Raw genomic sequence first — 19325 nt, forward strand, 5'->3', positions numbered from 1 at the left:
TCCTAGACGATCGGCTCATGGACGGTGACCAGCTTGGTGCCGTCGGGAAAGGTCGCTTCCACCTGCACATCAGGGATCATTTCACTGACCCCTGGCATCACCTGGTCACGACGCAGCACCTCGCGGCCCAGGCTCATCAGTTCGGCCACGGTGCGCCCGTCACGTGCGCCTTCCATTACCGTGGCGCTGATCAGCGCCACCGCCTCCGGGTAGTTGAGCGTAAGACCTCGGGCCAGGCGCCGCTCGGCCAGCAGCGCGGCGGTGAACAGCAGCAATTTGTCTTTCTCTCGTGGGGTCAGCTCCATGGTCTTCTCTCAAGTGGCCCAGATACGCGGCGGGCATGGCGCCAGGCCGACCACGGCGGGTCGCAAGGCATGCCAGAGCCGCTGCAAGGTGGATTGCAGGCGTTGGTTGTCGTGGTCGAGCAGGCGCACCACCAGCAGTTGACCGAGCAAGGTTGCGCCTGCCGGGGTGCCAAGGTCTTCGATCAGGGCGCGGCTGTGTTCAAGCAGTTCGGGGCTGGCCGGGTAGGCGCAAAAGGTTGCTTGCAGGGGCAAGCCTGCGAGCTTGTGCAACTGCCCACCGTCGATACGCAGGCGCTCATGCAGGCCCGGGTCATCGGGCACCTGGATATGCAGACGGCTGTCGAGCGCGCCGTGGCTGAACGTCTCACCCATCACCGGGCGCCCCAGGCACAGGGTTTCCCAGGCCAGCAAGCGGGCGCCGGGCGTCAGGGTAAAGCGGTTTTCCAGGCGTACCTTGGCACCGGCAAAGCAGATGTTGCCCTGGGGCAGCCATTCCAGCGTGCTGTTTTGCGCCAGGTAAAAATGCTGCTGGAGGGTCGAGGTCGGACCACCACTGCGGTAGAACTTGGTGGCGCCGGGCATGGTCAGCAGCGCATGGCTGCCCGGTTCCAGGTGTACGTCGAGCACCAGTTTGTCGCCACCGACCACACCACCTGGCGGATGCAGCACATAGACATGGCACGGCGCGCCCTCGGGGTAGAACGGTCGCTGCACCAAAAGAGGACCGAAATGTTGCCGCGCACCAATACAGGTCCTGGTCTCGCCCCGAACGAAACGTAGCCTCAGCTCGGCGCGCCAGCCGGCATCAGCGGTAACCAGGTCGGGGGATTCGGGGAGCGACATGCCTCAGGTTCCAGTAAACGCTGCACCGATACGGCGGCAGACGCATTTGCAAGAAACAACCTACGCGCTCAAACGAGTGCAGCGACTTGCAGGTTTGACCAATCGATCAGCAATCGACAGCAGAGGCAAAGCACATAGCGGGCCAGGATGGCGCATGGGAGCGTGTGTTATAAACGGCCGGCATCAGACCCTACTTACACCCTCTGTAGGAGCGGGCTTGCCCCGCGATGCTCCACAACTGATGCACCTAAAGCATCAATCTCCTGCAACAAACCCAATTGCTGCACCAATGACCAATACCTATCCTCGATCACACCCCCACTGCGATCCAGGAACCCGATCATGGTCATGCACATCCGCCTCCAACACACCGGCGCCCCGCAGGTCTTGCACTGCCAACCGACCACCGCACAAGCCCCCGGCCCCGGCGAAGTCTGGCTTGAGCAGGCAGCGATCGGCGTGAACCCGCTGGACCTCAGCCAGCGCAAGGGCGATGTGCCAATCCCCTTGCCCTCTGGCCTTGGCCTGGAAGGCGCCGGCACCGTGGCGGCGATCGGCGCGGGTGTCGACGGAGTCAAAGTCGGTGACCGCGTCGGCTATGCCACCGGTCCGCTGGGCGCCTATGCCAGCGCCCGGCTGTACCCCGCCGAACGCCTGGTCAAACTGCCGGATAACCTCGGCCTGAACGACGCCGCAGCGCTGCTGTTCAAGGGCATCACCGCCCAGTACCTGCTGCACAGCACTTACCCGGTCGGCCCCGGCACCCGCGTGATGATTTACGGCGCCGCCGGTGCCTTGGGGCAGTTGATGGTGCCCTGGGCCAAGCACCTGGGTGCGTTTGTCGTCGGCGTGGTGTCGAAGCCGCAAAGCGTCGCCCGCGCAAAGGCCGCCGGCTGCGACGAGGTACTGGTGTTCGATGCCGCCACCCTAGCCGCACAGGTCCTGGAGCTGACCCAAGGGCAGAAGGTCGATGTGGTCTACGACCCGATTGGCCGGGCGTCCTTTGCGGCATCGCTGGACAGCCTGCGGCCACGCGGTCTGCTGGTGTCCTGCGGCATGGCCTCGGGCGCACCGCCCGCCCTTGAGCTCAGCACCCTCAACGCAAAGGGCTCGCTGTTTGTCACTCGCCCATCTCTGGCCGCGCACACAGCCACCGTTGCCGAGTACCAGCACCGCGCCCAGGAGGTGCTGCGGGCGGTGACGGCAGGTATCATCCGCCCCGCAATCTGGCAGCGCTATGCGCTGGCCGATGCCGCTGCGGCGCATCAAGCCCTGCAGTCAGGAGACTCACAGGGCGCGATCATCCTGACGCCCTGACCCACCGAGGTAACCCATGGACCCGTTCGACAGTCGCCAGGCCGATGAATTTGCCACCTTGTTGGCGTTGTTCGAACACGGCTCGTTTGCCGCTGCCGGGCGCCTGCTGCAGCGCCACCCCTCGGTACTGTCCAAACGCCTGGGGACGCTGGAACAGCGTTTAGGGATTCGCCTGGTCGAGCGCACCACCCGCCAGTTGCGCTTTACCGACGAAGGCGCACGGCTGGTGGAGCAACTGCGCCAGGCCGCGAGCCTGATCAGCGAAGCCGCCGAAGGGGCGACCCAGGTCCGTGGCCGGCTGCGCATCGCCCTGCCCTCGTCCATGGGGCGCTTGTGGCTGAGCCCGATGCTCGCCGAATTTGCCCTGGCGTATCCGCAAGTGTCGCTGCATGCCGAGTACGCCGAGCGCTTCGTCGATATCGTCGCTGAAGGCTTCGATGCCGCCATCCGCATTGGCGAACTGGCCGACAGTCGCCTGGTGGCGCGCAAGCTGTGCGAGCATCGGCGCATCCTGTGCGCAGCGCCCGCCTACTTGCAACGCCATGGCGAACCGCAGACACCCGCCGAGCTTGCCAACCACAACTGCCTGGGCTTCACCGGGCTGCGTTCCTACCCGCAATGGCACCTGGCCTGCGAGGGCTGGCAGCATTCCGTCAAAGTACAAGGTTCGCTGGTCAGCAACGACAATGAGGCACTGCTTGGCGCCGCCTGCGCCGGAGTGGGGATTCTGGCGGGTGGGGATTGGTTGATGCAGCAGGATCTGGACAGCGGCCGCCTGGTGCGGGTGCTGCCCAACTGGCAACTGGATGCCGAGGCCGGGATCTATTTCGTCCGCCCTGGAGCCCGCTACAACAGTGCCGCGACCCTGGCTTTCAAGCAGTGGATCGAGGCGCGTTTCGCCCAGGGTGCGCCCTGGCGGTCGGCTTGAGTGGGCGGGAAAGTAATCGCGGGGCAAGTCGGGTCGCCGCATCGCCCCGCGATCAGGCTTTAGTAGTAGGCGTTTTCTTTCTGACTGTGGTCAGTCACATCACGCACACCCTTGAGCTGCGGGATACGCTCGAGCAAGGTCCGCTCGATGCCTTCCCTCAAGGTCACGTCGGCCTGGCCGCAGCCCTGGCAGCCGCCGCCGAACTGCAGCACGGCGATGCCGTCCTCGACCACTTCGATCAGGCTGACCTGGCCGCCGTGGCTGGCCAGCCCCGGGTTGATCTCGGTTTGCAGGTAGTAGTTGATGCGCTCGTTGATCGGGCTGTCTTCATTGACCATCGGCACCTTGGCGTTGGGTGCTTTGATGGTCAACTGGCCGCCCATGCGGTCGGTGGCGTAGTCGACCACGGCGTCCTCAAGAAACGGCACGCTGACCGCGTCGAGATAGGCGGTGAAGGATTTCAGGCCCACCGCTTCGTCTTCCGGCTTCTCTTCGCCCGGCTTGCAATAGGCGATGCAGGTTTCAGCGTAGGTGGTGCCCGGCTGGGTAATGAAAATGCGAATGCCAATACCCGGGGTGTTCTGCTTTTCCAGCAGATCGGCCAGGTAATCATGCGCGGCGTCGGTAATAGTTATGGCGCTCATGGAAGTTCCTCACAGACTTGCCGGCAGTTTACGCCAACCTGGCCGCCGAACAAAGTCCTAGTATTTTTGTCAAGATAGTTTCTCAAAGGTTCTCGTAGCGGTTCATGTCGAGCACCCCCGACTCCAGCGGCTCGGTCTCCTTGATGTAACTGTTGAGGTCGTGGAAGTACTGCCAAAACTGCGGGTGGCTGCGGCGCACGCCCCAGCGCATGACGATGCGCTCGAATTTCGCCGTGTCGTCACGGGCCGCTTCCAGGTCCTCGACGAACTCCGGCACATCGCTGGCCGGCACGTTGAACATGAAGTTGGGGTAGCTGCTGAGCACCCCCGGGACCAGGGTCAGGGTGTCCAGGCCCGGCTGGTAGCGGTAGGCCTCGCCGAGCATGAAGGCGACGTTGCTGTGGGCGCGGTTGCGCAGCAGGCTGTAGACCTGGCGCTGGCCACCCTGCCCTTCGATGCGCAGCAAGGTTGCTTCGGGCAACTGACCGATCACCTTCAGGCCTGCGGCCGGACGCGAGACCAGGCGGCTCAGCGACTGCTCGACGTCACGGAACTCCTCGTTCATCTGCGGCCTTGAGCAATACGCGCCCTGGCAGCGGTTGATCGGGTCTGGCGCAGCGTTAAGGCTACCGGTGCGCTGGATCAGCTTGAGGCCAAAGTCACGCTTGGGGTCTTGCGGGTCCAGCTTCAGCGCGCTCGGGGTGTCGGTGTCGATGTCCTCGTAGTCCATCCACATCTTCACCTTGCCGCTGTTCTGGTACCAGTCACTGAGGATCGCACTGCGGGCATCGGCCGGCATCAGGCGCAGAAAGTTGACCTCGGCGCCGTTGCGGATCAGGTCGAAGTAAAGCCGTGTCTGCGCCTGATGCGAGACGTTGCCATAGACGTCGAAGTTGACCGCCAACTGGTAGTAAGTGCGTTCGAACAGGGGATAGTCGAACAGCCACAGGGTCTTGGGCACATCACCAATCAGGCCCTTGGTCACCGAGGCGCTGTCGAAGTGGCGGAAGATGGTCAGCAGCGCATTGTCGTTGCCGGCCCACAGGGTCGACCAACTCGGCGGCGGTACTTCGGCGTAGGCATCGTGGCGCAGTTTTTCGTACTCGTTGCGCTTGTCGCGGTAGGCATGCCAGAGGCTCAGGATGCTGCCGACGTCATCGATCTGCCCGGGCATGGCCAGCAACGGTGTGGCCTTGCCGCGGTACTCGGCATCGGTCAGGTAGCGATCGTGAGCCGGCTCCTGGAACAGCGTCCAGAAGTTATCGCGGATCACATCGGTGGCGATCTGGCCACGGCAAACCGGGCCACGGATAAAGGTGCGCACGAAGTACTCGGCGTTATCAAGCATGAACTGGTAACGGGCCAGCGCCGGGATCGCCTCGAACGTCTCGAAAGGGTTGGCGCGGTGGCGCGGACCGTAGCCAGGCAATGCATTGGCATGCCAGTCGCCGCTGTAGAACAGCTGTTTGACGCGCTTGAGCTTCTGCGGGCCCATCGGGTAGGTGATGTGGGTTTTATGCACGATCACGCCCTGCACCGGCATCAGCCGGTAATAGAAGTCGGTACCGGGCGGGTCGTTGGGCCGGCGCGTGGCGATCAGGTCGATCGGCTGGCCACTTGGCGTGCGCGAACGCACCCACTGGAAGAAGTGCCCCTGCTCGCCGCCAACAAAGTGAATGTGGGCGAGGAACAGGTGCTCGTACAGCCAGCGGCCAACCAGCGCTTCGGTCGAGCCCGGACGGTTGAGCAGCGCTTCCCAGTCGGCGATCTGCGCCGCCTCCCTGGCGCTGGGCTGAATCGGGTTGTGCTCCACCGGCGCACCGGCGGCCAGCCAGCGTTGCAGGGTCTGGTACTGGGCATCGGTGAGGCCGGTGACCGCCAGCGGCATGCCCTCTTTCGGATGAGCGCCGGCATAGGCGTCAAACTCGCCGGGCAGCGGGCACAGGTTATTGCGGTTCAGGCCCAGGACGATCTCTTCTGGCAACTTGGCGTTAGGTGTCAGCGGGGTCTTGTGCCCCAGCTCGAGCATCCGCGCCATCAATGCGGCCTGGCTGCCCTGGTTGTCGAGCACCGAGTAGAAGCCCTTGCGCTGCCAGCCCTGGGCGCTGTCGGCGTCGTAGAACAGCCGCGTCGGCGCTACCGCCTTACTGCGCTCGCCCTGGTACACCGGCACTTTCGAAGCACCGCGCGCGGCGCCCTCGGCACTGCCCAGGTTCAGCTGGCAGGCCGCATCGTTGCAGGCATGGCAGGCCACGCATTTTTCGGTAAAGATCGGTTGGATGTCCCGGGTATACGAAATAGCCGAGCTCTGTTGAGGGGCTTGCCCCAACGCCACGCCGCTGATGAGCAGAGCGAAAGCGCCGGCAAGTAAGCGATGCACCATGTGCCGAATGTCCTGGGTATTGATAGCTTCACGATTCTACCGGTGCTGACGGCGTGTCAACATGAATGAAATTCATGTAAATCTTCAACACGTCTAAAAACCGCGCAGCTTTGTTATTATTCCGCAACTTTTGTTTTTGCCCGACCAGGTAGTCCTATGTCTGACCGCAGCGCTCGTTTCCAAGCACTTCAGCAAGCACTCAAAGAGCGCATTCTGATTCTCGATGGCGGCATGGGTACTATGATCCAAAGCTACCGCCTCGAGGAACACGACTATCGTGGCACGCGCTTCGCCGATTGGCCAAGCGATGTCAAAGGCAACAACGACCTGTTGCTGCTGTCGCGCCCCGACATCATCGCCGCGATCGAAAAGGCCTACCTGGACGCTGGCGCCGACATTCTGGAAACCAACACCTTCAACGCCACGCAGATTTCCCAGGCCGACTACGGCATGCAATCGCTGGCGTACGAGCTGAACGTGCAAGGCGCGCGCGTTGCCCGCCAGGTGGCCGACGCCAAGACCCTGGAGACCCCGGACAAGCCGCGCTTCGTCGCCGGTGTGCTCGGCCCGACCAGCCGCACCTGCTCGATTTCCCCTGACGTCAACGATCCAGGCTACCGCAACGTCACCTTCGATCTGTTGGTAGAAAATTACATCGAGGCCACCCGTGGCCTGATCGAGGGTGGCGCCGACCTGATCCTGATCGAGACCATCTTCGACACCCTCAATGCCAAGGCGGCGATCTTCGCCGTGCAGCAGGTGTTCGAGGAAGACAGCGTCGAATTGCCGATCATGATTTCCGGAACCATCACCGACGCCTCCGGCCGCACCCTGTCCGGGCAGACCACCGAAGCCTTCTGGAACTCGGTGCGCCATGCCAATCCGATCTCGGTGGGCCTGAACTGCGCTCTGGGTGCCAAGGACCTGCGTCCATACCTCGAAGAGCTGTCGACCAAAGCCGGTACTCATGTTTCAGCGCACCCCAACGCCGGCCTGCCGAACGCCTTCGGTGAATACGACGAAACCCCGGCCGAGATGGCCGCAGTGGTTGAAGAGTTCGCGGCCAGCGGTTTTCTGAACATTATCGGTGGTTGCTGCGGCACCACCCCGGGGCATATCCAGGCGATTGCCGAAGCGGTGGCCAAGTACCCGCCACGGGCCATCCCAGACATCCCCAAGGCCTGCCGGTTGTCGGGCCTGGAGCCGTTCACCATCGATCGCAACTCGTTGTTCGTCAACGTCGGTGAGCGCACCAACATTACCGGCTCGGCCAAGTTCGCCCGGCTGATCCGCGAAGAGAACTACACCGAAGCCCTGGAAGTCGCCCTGCAACAGGTCGAGGCCGGCGCCCAGGTGATCGACATCAACATGGACGAAGGGATGCTCGATTCCCAGGCGGCCATGGTCAAGTTCCTCAACCTGATCGCCGGTGAACCGGACATCTCCCGTGTACCGATCATGATCGACTCCTCCAAGTGGGAAGTGATCGAGGCGGGCCTCAAGTGCATCCAGGGCAAGGGTATCGTCAACTCGATCTCGATGAAGGAAGGCGTCGAAGCCTTCAAGCATCACGCCAAGCTGTGCAAGCGCTACGGCGCCGCCGTGGTGGTGATGGCCTTCGACGAGGTCGGCCAGGCCGACACCGCCGCGCGCAAACGCGAGATCTGCCAGCGCAGCTACGACATTCTGGTCAATGAAGTGGGCTTCCCGCCCGAAGACATCATCTTCGACCCGAACATCTTCGCCGTCGCCACCGGCATCGAGGAGCACAACAACTACGCGGTCGACTTCATCGAGGCCTGCGCCTACATCCGCGATCATCTGCCCTACGCCCTGACCTCGGGCGGGGTGTCCAACGTGTCGTTCTCGTTCCGCGGCAACAACCCGGTGCGCGAGGCGATTCACTCGGTGTTCCTCTACCACGCGATCCAGAATGGCCTGACCATGGGTATCGTCAACGCCGGCCAGCTGGAGATCTACGACGAGATCCCGCAAGCCCTGCGCGAGAAGGTCGAGGACGTGGTGCTCAACCGCACCCCGGAAGGCACCGACGCCCTGTTGGCGATTGCCGACGATTACAAAGGCGGTGGCGCGGTCAAGGAAGTCGAGAACGAAGAGTGGCGCTCGCTGCCGGTTGGCAAGCGCCTGGAACATGCACTGGTCAAGGGCATCACGGCCTTTATCGTCGAAGACACCGAAGAATGCCGCCAGCAGTGCGCACGCCCCATCGAGGTCATCGAAGGCCCGTTGATGAGCGGCATGAACGTGGTCGGTGACCTGTTTGGCGCGGGCAAGATGTTCCTGCCCCAGGTGGTCAAGTCGGCGCGGGTCATGAAGCAGGCGGTGGCCCACCTGATCCCCTTCATCGAACTGGAAAAAGGCGACAAGCCCGAGGCCAAGGGCAAGATTCTGATGGCCACGGTCAAGGGTGACGTGCACGACATCGGCAAGAACATCGTGGGTGTGGTGCTCGGTTGCAACGGCTATGACATTGTCGACCTCGGCGTCATGGTCCCGGCCGAGAAGATTTTGCAGACTGCCCGCGAGCAGAAGTGCGACATCATCGGCTTGTCCGGGCTGATCACCCCGTCGCTGGACGAGATGGTACATGTTGCCCGCGAGATGCAGCGCCAGGACTTTCACCTGCCATTGATGATCGGCGGCGCCACCACCTCCAAGGCCCACACGGCGGTGAAGATCGAACCCAAGTACAGCAACGATGCGGTGATCTACGTCACCGACGCCTCGCGTGCGGTGGGGGTCGCCACCCAATTGCTGTCCAAGGAACTCAAACCCGGTTTCGTCGAAAAAACCCGCCTGGACTACATCGAGGTACGCGAGCGCACCGCCAACCGCAGCGCCCGCACCGAACGCCTGAGCTACGCCCAGGCGATTGCCGCCAAGCCACAGTACGACTGGGCCGGTTATCAGCCGGTGGTGCCAAGCTTCACCGGCGTCAAAGTGCTGGAAAACATCGACCTCAAGGTATTGGCCGAATACATCGACTGGACGCCGTTCTTCATCTCCTGGGACCTGGCCGGCAAGTACCCGCGCATCCTCAGCGACGAAGTGGTCGGCGAAGCGGCCACTGCGCTGTTCAAGGACGCGCAGGAAATGCTCGCCAAGCTGATCGACGAAAAGCTGATCAGCGCCCGTGCGGTGTTCGGCTTCTGGCCGGCCAACCAGGTCAACCATGACGACATCGACGTCTATGGTGCTGATGGCCAGCCGCTGGCACAGCTGCACCACCTGCGCCAGCAGACCATCAAGCCGGACAACAAGCCGAACTTCTCCCTGGCCGACTTCGTCGCGCCAAAAGAGTCCGGCATCATCGATTACGTCGGTGGCTTCATCACCACCGCCGGCATCGGCGCCGAAGAAGTGGCCAAGGCCTACCAGGACAAGGGCGACGACTACAATTCGATCATGGTCAAGGCCCTCGCCGACCGCCTGGCCGAGGCCTGCGCCGAGTGGCTGCACGAGCAGGTGCGTAAGGATTACTGGGGTTACGCCAAGGACGAGCACCTGGACAACGAGGCGCTGATCAAGGAGCAGTACTCGGGTATCCGCCCTGCCCCGGGCTACCCGGCCTGCCCGGACCATACCGAGAAAGAGACGCTGTTCCGCCTGCTCGATGGCACGGCCATCGGCGAAACCGGGCCCAGCGGCGTGTTCCTCACCGAGCACTTCGCCATGTTCCCGGCGGCGGCGGTCAGTGGCTGGTACTTCGCCCACCCACAGGCGCAATACTTTGCCGTGGGCAAGGTCGACAAGGACCAGGTGCAGAGCTACACCGCGCGCAAAGGCCAGGAGTTGAGCGTGAGCGAGCGCTGGCTGGCGCCCAACCTCGGCTATGACAACTGACCCCATGAGGTGGGAGCAGCTCCCACCGGATCAGCAGTACTTGTCTACCAACGCGTACAGGATTGCCGCCGTTTCAGGGTCCAGCACTCCATCATAGGAGGATGGCCGAAAGTGCATCTGCAAGGCCCTGAGCAGGTTGCGCAGCCCCGCTTCGCTTGACGCAAGGCAAGTGTCATAACCGTACTGTTCCAGCTTCGCCACGATATCCTGGCGCGTTGGCAAGCTCTGACTGAAGGTTGCAAGGTAGCCAGCCTTGGTATTGTCGTCGTACCAGGCGCCGACACCAGCCTTGTACAGGGTTTGCCATGGGAACGCGGGGCCGGGATCACTTTTGCGCCCCGGGGCAATGTCCGCGTGGCCGACTATCTGCGTAGGCCCCATGTCCGGATAGCGCTGGATAATGTTCAGGGCCAGGGCGATCACAGCCTCGATCTGCTCGGGCTGGTACGCTGGGAAGACAATCCCCGTGGGTGTGTCCCTGGCCTGGTTGACGATCTCTATGCCAATCGAGGTGTCGTTCACGTTGCTTCGTTTTGCCCAGGCACTTTGCCCCGCGTGCCAGGCGCGCTCCTGTTCATCGACCAGGTTGAAGATCCGCAGTTCATTGAACCCCGCTGCACTGTAGCTGCTGTCGGTGGGGTCGGGGATGAGGTAGTGGGCGCTGACTTTACCGGCGCCTGCAAGCGAGGCGACGGAGCTGGCAAAGTTGGCTGCGGTGTAATGGATAACCAATGTGCGAACTCGTCGGCTGAATCCCTTGACGGCGCGATAGCTGTTGTAATCGATCGTGTACATGACCTAGCTCCTTGGGTAAGAGGCACAGTAAATCGCAGCCCAAGCCTGTCGGTCAGCCTGTTCGCTCCTAGGTGAACGCAATACATTTTGACTTTCCGTGCGGGAAACATCCTCACCGGCGGTTTCTGGCAAAGGGTATACACTCAAGGCTAGAGTGCCTTTCAGGAGCCCCTCATGGACGAACCCGCCCAAGGCAAACCCCCGACCTTCTGGCAGATGCTGCAAAGCATTCTGGCAGCGGCGTTCGGGGTGCAGAGCGGCAAAAACCGCGCCCGCGACTTTACCTACGGCAAGGCCAGCCATTTCATTGCGCTGGGCACCGTATTCACCTTGATCTTCATTCTCGTCCTGGTTGGGCTGGTGCAACTGGCTATGCACCTTACCGCCCGCTGAAATGCAGTCCGCCCGCAGATATCCGTTCTGCGGGCGGTTCACTGTTACCCATCGCGTGATGTCACTGGTGGCTGACCCAGTACACGGCGGTCACAACTACCAGGATGATCAGACAGAGTATCGCCCAGGCATCGACACTGCTGTCAGGCTTACCCGCTTTGGTCGAATTTCCCATTGCATTGCCTCTTGTAGTGGTTATGGGAATGCACTGCACCCTGAGCAGTTAAGTTCAGCAATGCCCATTCCTCAAGTAGGGATTTACCTTCAACCCTGCTTCGATCGTCCCAGGTAGCGCGCCAGGGCTTCACGGCTCAGGCGCAACATAAGCCGCTGGGTGTCTGCGTGTTGTTGCTGCTGCACGCGGTGCACTTCACGAGCAAACTCCACGGCGTTGATCCTGCCACTGCGCAAGCGCTGCTCCAGCGTCTTGCGATGCAGGGAGGCCTGGTGCTCGACGGGTTGCAGGACCCCGGGGTAGGTACGACGCAGATGCTCGCGCCAGAACAGTCGCTCATTGAGCGAAGCAGCCAAGCGCTCACCCTGCTCGGCAACCAGCACCTGGGTTCGGGCAACGACCAGTTGCAACGAAGTGACTGCAGCGGCGTCCCGCGCTGGCACATCGAGCAATGAAACCGGCAACTCCAGGACCGTGGCCAAACGCGCACGATAGGTCTGGCGTATGGCAGCGGCATTGAGTTCCTGGCCTGCTTGCGCGCGTTCGAGAATGTCGCGTTCGGCAATACTGTCCAACTCCCCCAGGCGAAACAGTGAACGGCCCAGGCGCACCAGCTCGGTTTCGGCAACCACCCCCTGGCGCTCACCTACGGCCGCCGTCGCCAGTACCTGCACCTCCAACCAGTCAAAACGCGAAGACGCAGTGCGTCCACGGGAACTGGCGGCAAGATCGAACACCGTTGCGCGCAACTGGGCATGCTGCTCGCAGCTCTCGACCATGCGCCAGACCCGGCGAGCGAGCCAGGCGCGCCGCGCCGCATAGTCGTCAGTGCCGCGCAGGTCGGACAACAGTTGAATGAAGTCCTGGGCATTGGCGTGCTCTGCCAGCTTGTCCCATTGCGCCTGGCGACGGGCCTGATTGGCCTGGTCAACCTGCTGCAGCCACGCCTCCCTGGCTGTGGCCCGGGTCGGGCCTGGCTGTGGCACTTGCTCCTCTGTGGGAGTAGCGGGTTGTGTCTGCGCCACTGCCTCATCCTCAGGAAAAGCACTGGCCAGCCTGGCATGGCTTTCTGCAGACAGCAGATTACCCGCCAGGTTGACCTCGTTGAGGTGTGGCAAGTGCCAGATATCGGCAGGCACTTCAGTCAGCTGGTTATCGGACAGGTCTACCCGACGCAGGCCCGGGAAGCAGGACAAGAAGGTATCCGGAATGTCCCGCAGCCCCATGTTGCGCAAACTCAGCGAGGTGACATGACCGAACACCTGATGCAACGGCAGCAACGGCAGGCTGCCAATGGGTTCAGCGCTGATGGCTACGGCATAGCCGCCACGCCACCTGAGCAGTCCGCTGCTGACCGCCTCTATCAGCGCCTCAGCCACCCGTTGGCGACTGGCAATCTGAGCCGTGTCCACGCCTTGTGGCACCCAGTCAAGCAGAGTACGCCTGAGTGCAGCCAGTTGCGGCTGACGCAAGAAATGCGTCCAGACATCGACACCAGAACGAACCAACTGATCGACATAGTCATCGACCTCCTGCTCGGTGAAGTCGGGAAAATTATTGCGCACGGCATCCTTTACCCATTCGTGCTCCCATGCCCCGGCACCGCCCAATGGATACCCCAGACGTCCGTCAGCCAATCGCATGGGAGGCTGGAAACCGCCGCGCAGAGGCACCAGGCCAATCAGCTCGGCACTCGCTTCACGCTGCCCGGCTGCACCAACCGCAAGCACGCGCGCCAACTCGGTGGCCGTCAATGAACTATCGCTCAGCGCGGCCTTCTGCCCGTCATCCAGCAGCAGTAACAAGGCTTCGAATAGGCTGTTGTCCGCACGCGCCGAAGACAGGGCGTTGCCACTGGCATCAACGGCCAGGTAACCCTGCACGCCCCTGGACAATCCCTTGCTTGCGCTCGCGTCCTTCGGCCCCCGGCGCGCGACGATCGCATCTGCCAGGGAGGCATCTCGCACCTCGACGGCGACCTGGCTCGGCCAGGGCGCAAGCGTGTCGATCAGCCCCAGCGCCAACCTGACAGTGTCGTCATTGACCGCTGCCGCTTGCTCAAAACCCGCGCAGGCCCGATCCAGCCGGCCTTCACGCAGTAACCAACGCGCCTGCTCGGCCAGCGCCAGGGGCACCTTGCCCGTGCTCAGCACCGCACGCTCCTGGCTGTCGGCTAACGCCGCCAAATGCGCCGCGCCGCGCCCTGAAAGCCCCGGAAAGTGCCGGCGCAGCAGCTGGCTGGCAGCATCGCCTGTGCCTTGCAAGGCTGCATAGCGTTGCTCGAACAGTTCCGCACTGGCCTGCTCATGCAACTGGTAGCGATCCAGGGCATCGCCCAGACGCGAAGGTGCCGGGGCATTCTCCAGGTGTAACTGGCGCAACCGCGCCTCGTCCAACCCGGTGATCCGCAGCAGGGTTTGCGCCAGCGCATCCGGCACCTTGCGCCATTCGCGACCAAAGCGGCGCAGCAGCAAGCCCTGCCCCTGCCAACGGCGTGGTTGCTCTAGCAAGTGCCGCCAACCGCCTTCGCCATTGTGCGTCAGTTGCGGTTTGTAGCGCCCCGCCTCGCGCGGATGGCAAATCTGCCAGGCACCACCGTCGCCCTGCTCCACCCGATAGCGTCGATCCGCCAGCCGCAGCCAATGCTGCCCCTGATGCTCAACGAGCTCCCCTTCCACCCCACCAGGATCATCAAGTGCGTAGGCCTCAAGGCCTGGATCGCACAGCCGCGCCTGATCATCGGCACGCCGGATCGGTTGCAGGCCGTCGACAAAGCCTGAACGCTTGAGCAATTTGCCGACCAGTACACCACCGACGGCGACGGTGCCGGTAAGCGCCACCGTCTCGGCCACACTGAACAGATGCTCCAGGGCCCCTTCACGATCGCCCAGTTGCCAATCTTCATAGCCTTCATACACATCATTGGCCAGCTCCAACGCCGCCAGCCCAAGCATGACCAGGCTCAACCCCGGGGAGAAAAAAGCGGCCAGGTTGAGCAGATTGACGCCGATCTGTTCATAGCCCTTCAAGCGTGTCGCGCGCGCCGTGCGATCGGCCTGGGCAGTGCTGATGGCCAGGACGCTAGCATCATCGACGATCTTTGCAATGCGCGCTTTACCCAAGTGGGTGATCAGCGCCTCGCTCAGTGCACTTGTGCGCCCGTCCAGTACCAACGCAGTGCTACTTCGGTCGGCGGCCAACTGGCGCTTGAGTTTGGCGCTGAACTCAACCCGGTCACGCTCAGCGATAAAGCGCTGGAAGTAAGCCGGATAACCGGGTTGACGAAAGCGCCGACCCAGCTCCGTATAGAATGCCGACCAATCGGTGAAACGCCGCACAGCCCCGTGGGGATCTGCGGGCAAGTAGGCGATCACCCCCTCCACAGTCGCAGCCGGCGTGCGGTCGCTGCGCACCTCGGCCACCGCGCAGTCAGTGATCGATTTGCCCAGCAAGCGCAGCTGTTGAAATGCAACCGACCTGCGGTCACTGGGCAACACCGGCGTCGGCGATATGACTGGCAACAGTTGCAGGTAGCTGTCTTCGTCGATTTCATCCTTGAGCCGCGCCTGGCGCACGGCCACGGCCATCTCCGAACGCAGCGAGTCCTCGAACAAGCCCTGAGCCCGTGTGCTGCCCTGCACAGAGGTCAATTGCGCGGCGATCAGCGCCTGATATTGCCGGCCAAGATCAAGGGTGCGGCAGAGCTGGGCAAATTCATGAGGGGCAAGGTCCAGGCGCGCACCCGTTTCATCGTACAGATGGCTCTGCCCGGTAAAGCTGCCGGCCTCGACTTCGTCGTCGTCAAAATTGTGCAACGCCGCCGCCAGCAAGCTCTGAGTGAAGCTGTGAGTAGTGTCCTGGACGAATTGCAAGCCGGTGTTGACGCGAATGCGCCAGACCACGGTGATGGTTGCCCGGTGCACGTCCAGCCGGCGCCCGGTGGCCGTGAACAATGCCTGGGCCAACAAAGGTGCGGCGAAGGTGTCCAGGGGTGTAATGGCTGCCAGCAGCGGGGCCAGAGCGTGACGGGCGCGTTGTTGCCGACTCAGGCTGTTGTGCAACAGCGTCAGGCGGTCGGGGCTCGCCCGCAGTAGCCAAGATGGCAGTTGTCGGCTGATCAGCGCATCGACGTGGTCGGCCGGACTCAATGCTATTTTCATGGGTTTTACCTGCTGGTGGAAAAAACCTAGAACACCAGCCTTGGCACCCTAACAGGCAGTAAATAGTTAACTCAGTAGTCCACCGGCGCCTGCAAAAACGGGTACTGGTAGCCGCCGCGCTTGCCCTCGGCGCTGAAACGGTGAAAATCCAGTCCGTAGCCCGGCGTTGCCTGCAACCTGAGCCAGCGCTGCGCCTTGGCAGGATCGATCAGTTGCAACACCGGCGCCTGGAATTCGCGACGGCCGTCGGCGCTGAACGGCAGTTTGATTGCATCATCGTGCAGCAACACCATGGCCCAGCCACCCAGACTGAAATGCCCGCCCATCAACACGCTCAAGCGCCCGGCAACCCGGGCCTGCAACGCTTCTGGCGAACTGTTGACGGCGCTGAACAGCACATCCTGGCCGGGCACATAGCCAGCTTCGGCAAATGCCTGCATGGCGCCGAAGGCCATTTCGTCGTTGGCGGACCAGACCAGGCGGATGTGAGGATAGCGCTGCAACAACTGCCGGGCCTGTTCATAGGCCCGGTCCCGGCGCCAGCCGCCATACACCACCTGACGCAAGCGTACCTGCGGATGCTCGGCCAGGGCCCGGCGCATGCCCTGCTCACGCAAGCGCGCCGCGGGCGTGGTATTGATCCCGGAAAAAGCCAGCAACTCCACCGGCTGGCCGCTGGCCGAAGCCGGCACCTGCAGGAGCAACTGCTTGAGCATCTGGTAACCGGCCTGCTCATCGTTGCTGGTCAGGGTGCCGAGCAACGGCGGGTACTTTTGCGGATGGCCCTGGATCAACTCTGCCTGGCTCGCGGTCAGGCCGTTGTTGACCAGAAACAACTTGACCCCGCTGCCTTGCGACAGGTGGATGATCTGCGGCGCCACATACTGTTCATTGACCAGCACCAGATAGTCCGGACGCTCAGGGCCGCTGAGGATTTGCCGCGCCTGGGTCAGGGCCAGGTCACTGCGCCGCTCGCTGTACTTGACGGTCAATTGCATGCCCAGGCCTTGGGCTGCAGCCTGCATGAACCGCGAGTAATCGACCCAGAAGGTCTCGTCGGAATAGCCCGGGTTGAGAAATACCACTGACGCAGCCTGGGCGCTTGCCACCAGTGGCAGACTCAAGCAAAGGCTTTGGCACAAGGCCTTGAGCATGCCGCGGTTCTCCTGCCGATCAAACCGCCAATCATACCCCGTCCCAGGGCACATCAGGCCAAATGCCAGTCAATCTCACTTAGTCCAAATGGTTCTTTTCATATGCAAAAACATCACTTTTGCGCATAAACGCAAACTGCTATCTTTCCTCGGCTCCGCATCGGAGTGCGCGGCCGTGCGCGCGATTAGCTGCAAGCAGCTTGAGAACAGGACCCCTATGTACGTATACGACGAGTACGATCAGCGGATCATCGAGGACCGCGTCAAGCAGTTCCGTGATCAGACCCGCCGCTACCTGGCCGGTGAACTGAGCGAAGAAGAGTTCCGCCCCCTGCGCCTGCAAAATGGCCTCTATATTCAACGTTTTGCCCCGATGTTGCGGGTCGCCGTGCCCTATGGCCAGCTGACCTCGCGCCAGACACGGATGCTGGCGAAGATCGCGCGCGACTACGACAAGGGCTACGCCCACATCAGTACCCGGCAGAACGTGCAGTACAATTGGCCGGCCCTGGAAGACATCCCCGAGATCCTCGCAGAGCTCGCCACGGTGCAGATGCACGCGATCCAGACCAGCGGCAACTGCCTGCGCAACGTCACCACCGACCAGTTCGCAGGGGTTGCGGCCGATGAAGTGATCGACCCGCGCCCATGGTGCGAGATCGTCCGCCAGTGGACCACCTTCCACCCGGAATTCGCCTACCTGCCGCGCAAGTTCAAGATCGCCATCAATGGCTCGAGCAGCGACCGCGCGGCCATCGAAGTGCACGATATCGGCCTTGAGCCGGTGTACAACCCAGCCGGCGAGTTGGGCTTTCGTGTGCTGGTCGGCGGTGGCCTGGGCCGCACCCCGGTGGTCGGCGCCTTCATCAACGAGTTCCTGCCCTGGCAGGACCTGCTCAGCTACCTAGACGCGATCCTGCGGGTGTACAACCGCTATGGCCGTCGCGACAACAAGTACAAGGCGCGGATCAAGATCCTGGTCAAGGCGCTCACCCCTGAAGTGTTTGCCGAGAAGGTCGAGGCCGAAATGGTCTACCTGCGCGGCGGCAGCAGCACCCTGACCGAAGCCGAAGTACACCGGGTGGCCAAGCACTTCGTCGACCCGGACTACAAGGGCCTGGGCAACCTCGACTTCAGCGAACTGGAACAACAGCACCCAGGCTTTGCCCGCTGGCGCACGCGCAACGTGCTGGCGCACAAAAAGCCCGGCTATGTGGCCGTGACCCTGTCGCTCAAGCCTACCGGCGTGGCGCCAGGCGACCTGACCGACAAGCAGCTGGATATCGTCGCCGACCTTGCCGAGCGTTACAGCTTCGGCCAGCTGCGCACCTCCCACGAGCAGAACATCATTCTCGCCGACGTCGAGCAGGGCCAGTTGCATGCCCTGTGGCTGGAGCTACGCGAGAACGGCCTGGCCACGCCGAACATCGGCCTGCTGACCGACATCATCTGCTGCCCGGGCGGTGACTTCTGCTCCCTGGCCAACGCCAAGTCGATCCCGATTGCCGAGTCCATCCAGCGCCGTTTCGACGATTTGGACTACCTGTTCGACATCGGTGAGCTGGACCTGAACATCTCCGGTTGCATGAACGCCTGTGGCCACCACCATGTCGGCCATATCGGCATCCTCGGGGTGGACAAGAAAGGCGAAGAGTTCTACCAGGTGTCCCTGGGTGGCAGCGCCAGCCGCGATGCTAGCCTGGGCAAGATCCTCGGCCCGTCCTTTGCCCAGGACGCCATGCCGGATGTGATCTCCAAGCTGATCGACGTCTACGTTGAAAAACGTACCGAAGACGAGCGCTTCATCGACACCTACCAGCGTATTGGCATCGACCCATTCAAGGAACGCGTCTATGCAGCGAATCATTAAGAACAACCAGATCGTCGACGAGACCTGGCACCTGCTGCCCAAGGACTTCAGCATCGACGAAGTGACCAATTGCGACGACTACATCGTGCCGCTGCAACTGTGGCGCGAACACGGCCATATGCTCAAGGCCCGCGACGGCGGCCTGGGTGTCTGGCTGGATGCTGACGAAGAAGCCGAAGAAATCGGTGACGATGTTGCTCACTTCCAGGTGATCGCCCTGAACTTCCCGGCCTTCACCGACGGGCGCAACTATTCCAATGCGCGCCTGCTGCGTGACCGCTACAAGTTCACCGGCGAGCTGCGCGCCATTGGCGACGTGCTGCGTGACCAGCTGTTTTACATGAAACGCTGCGGTTTCGACGCCTTCGCACTGCGCGCCGACAAGGATCCGGTCGAAGCGCTGGAAAGCCTGAAAGATTTTTCAGTGACCTACCAGGCCGCCACCGACGAACCGCAACCGCTGTTCCGTCGGCGCTAAACCCATCGCGGGGCAA

Annotated in this window: 13 protein-coding genes; 6 read left to right on the top strand and 7 right to left on the bottom strand. The window is 62.5% G+C overall.

The features are described from left to right. Positions 1-2: 2 nt before the first annotated feature. Together M5G17_RS22310 and M5G17_RS22315 are read right to left on the bottom strand one after the other, a co-directional pair. The gene (locus tag M5G17_RS22310) at positions 3-305 is read right to left on the bottom strand and encodes an urease subunit gamma (RefSeq protein WP_273895058.1); all 303 of its coding nucleotides are present in this window, start codon (positions 303-305) and stop codon (positions 3-5) included. Between the two features lie 9 nt (positions 306-314). Then, positions 315-1148, bottom strand: a complete 834-nt coding sequence (locus M5G17_RS22315; protein WP_273895059.1) for an urease accessory protein UreD — start codon at positions 1146-1148, stop codon at positions 315-317. Positions 1149-1490: 342 nt separating this feature from the next. On the opposite strand from M5G17_RS22315, the gene M5G17_RS22320 reads away from it, so the two are divergent. After that, positions 1491-2465: a quinone oxidoreductase family protein gene (locus M5G17_RS22320; RefSeq protein ID WP_420793326.1), complete on the top strand. Its 975-nt coding sequence runs from the start codon at positions 1491-1493 to the stop codon at positions 2463-2465. A gap of 16 nt (positions 2466-2481) precedes the next feature. Then, positions 2482-3393, top strand: a complete 912-nt coding sequence (locus tag M5G17_RS22325) for a LysR family transcriptional regulator (protein WP_273895060.1) — start codon at positions 2482-2484, stop codon at positions 3391-3393. A 59-nt stretch (positions 3394-3452) separates the two neighbouring features. Here the strand turns inward: M5G17_RS22325 and nfuA are convergent, their stop codons facing one another. Together nfuA and M5G17_RS22335 are read right to left on the bottom strand one after the other, a co-directional pair. After that, a complete protein-coding gene (gene nfuA / locus M5G17_RS22330; RefSeq protein WP_273895061.1) occupies positions 3453-4037 on the bottom strand; it encodes a Fe-S biogenesis protein NfuA in 585 nt (194 codons plus the stop codon). Positions 4038-4119: 82 nt separating this feature from the next. Next, entirely contained in the window at positions 4120-6420 is a 2301-nt protein-coding gene (locus M5G17_RS22335) for a fatty acid cis/trans isomerase (protein ID WP_273895062.1), read from the bottom strand. A gap of 156 nt (positions 6421-6576) precedes the next feature. Here M5G17_RS22335 and metH point away from each other — a divergent pair, with 156 nt between their 5' ends. Next, a complete protein-coding gene (metH, locus tag M5G17_RS22340; protein WP_273895063.1) occupies positions 6577-10284 on the top strand; it encodes a methionine synthase in 3708 nt (1235 codons plus the stop codon). A 30-nt stretch (positions 10285-10314) separates the two neighbouring features. On the opposite strand, the gene M5G17_RS22345 is transcribed toward metH, so the two are convergent. Continuing rightward, positions 10315-11079, bottom strand: coding sequence for an N-acetylmuramoyl-L-alanine amidase (locus tag M5G17_RS22345; RefSeq protein WP_273895064.1), 765 nt, complete (start codon positions 11077-11079; stop codon positions 10315-10317). A 174-nt stretch (positions 11080-11253) separates the two neighbouring features. Here M5G17_RS22345 and M5G17_RS22350 point away from each other — a divergent pair, with 174 nt between their 5' ends. Then, positions 11254-11472 (top strand): DUF2970 domain-containing protein, encoded by a 219-nt coding sequence (locus M5G17_RS22350; protein ID WP_273895065.1) that lies wholly within the window; start codon positions 11254-11256, stop codon positions 11470-11472. A 264-nt stretch (positions 11473-11736) separates the two neighbouring features. Here the strand turns inward: M5G17_RS22350 and M5G17_RS22355 are convergent, their stop codons facing one another. Beyond that, entirely contained in the window at positions 11737-15807 is a 4071-nt protein-coding gene (locus M5G17_RS22355) for a dermonecrotic toxin domain-containing protein (protein WP_273895066.1), read from the bottom strand. 71 nt (positions 15808-15878) lie between these two features. After that, positions 15879-16961: an ABC transporter substrate-binding protein gene (locus M5G17_RS22360; RefSeq protein WP_273895067.1), complete on the bottom strand. Its 1083-nt coding sequence runs from the start codon at positions 16959-16961 to the stop codon at positions 15879-15881. Between the two features lie 217 nt (positions 16962-17178). Between M5G17_RS22360 and M5G17_RS22365 the strand changes: the two genes are divergently transcribed. Both M5G17_RS22365 and M5G17_RS22370 read left to right on the top strand, forming a co-directional pair. Then, positions 17179-18831 (top strand): nitrite/sulfite reductase, encoded by a 1653-nt coding sequence (locus M5G17_RS22365; protein ID WP_273895068.1) that lies wholly within the window; start codon positions 17179-17181, stop codon positions 18829-18831. Beyond that, positions 18815-19309 (top strand): DUF934 domain-containing protein, encoded by a 495-nt coding sequence (locus M5G17_RS22370; protein ID WP_273895069.1) that lies wholly within the window; start codon positions 18815-18817, stop codon positions 19307-19309. Before M5G17_RS22365 ends, M5G17_RS22370 begins: the two co-directional genes overlap by 17 nt. Positions 19310-19325 lie beyond the last annotated feature (16 nt).

This window comes from Pseudomonas rubra (assembly GCF_028656935.1).
GTDB lineage: Bacteria > Pseudomonadota > Gammaproteobacteria > Pseudomonadales > Pseudomonadaceae > Aquipseudomonas > Aquipseudomonas rubra.

Bases quoted from the DNA above. Each gene is read 5' to 3' on its own strand.
- M5G17_RS22310 (WP_273895058.1), bottom strand. From the start codon at position 305: ATGGAGCTGACCCCACGAGAGAAAGACAAATTGCTGCTGTTCACCGCC.
- M5G17_RS22315 (WP_273895059.1), bottom strand. From the start codon at position 1,148: ATGTCGCTCCCCGAATCCCCCGACCTGGTTACCGCTGATGCCGGCTGG.
- M5G17_RS22320 (WP_420793326.1), top strand. From the start codon at position 1,491: ATGGTCATGCACATCCGCCTCCAACACACCGGCGCCCCGCAGGTCTTG.
- M5G17_RS22325 (WP_273895060.1), top strand. From the start codon at position 2,482: ATGGACCCGTTCGACAGTCGCCAGGCCGATGAATTTGCCACCTTGTTG.
- nfuA (WP_273895061.1), bottom strand. From the start codon at position 4,037: ATGAGCGCCATAACTATTACCGACGCCGCGCATGATTACCTGGCCGAT.
- M5G17_RS22335 (WP_273895062.1), bottom strand. From the start codon at position 6,420: ATGGTGCATCGCTTACTTGCCGGCGCTTTCGCTCTGCTCATCAGCGGC.
- metH (WP_273895063.1), top strand. From the start codon at position 6,577: ATGTCTGACCGCAGCGCTCGTTTCCAAGCACTTCAGCAAGCACTCAAA.
- M5G17_RS22345 (WP_273895064.1), bottom strand. From the start codon at position 11,079: ATGTACACGATCGATTACAACAGCTATCGCGCCGTCAAGGGATTCAGC.
- M5G17_RS22350 (WP_273895065.1), top strand. From the start codon at position 11,254: ATGGACGAACCCGCCCAAGGCAAACCCCCGACCTTCTGGCAGATGCTG.
- M5G17_RS22355 (WP_273895066.1), bottom strand. From the start codon at position 15,807: ATGAAAATAGCATTGAGTCCGGCCGACCACGTCGATGCGCTGATCAGC.
- M5G17_RS22360 (WP_273895067.1), bottom strand. From the start codon at position 16,961: ATGCTCAAGGCCTTGTGCCAAAGCCTTTGCTTGAGTCTGCCACTGGTG.
- M5G17_RS22365 (WP_273895068.1), top strand. From the start codon at position 17,179: ATGTACGTATACGACGAGTACGATCAGCGGATCATCGAGGACCGCGTC.
- M5G17_RS22370 (WP_273895069.1), top strand. From the start codon at position 18,815: ATGCAGCGAATCATTAAGAACAACCAGATCGTCGACGAGACCTGGCAC.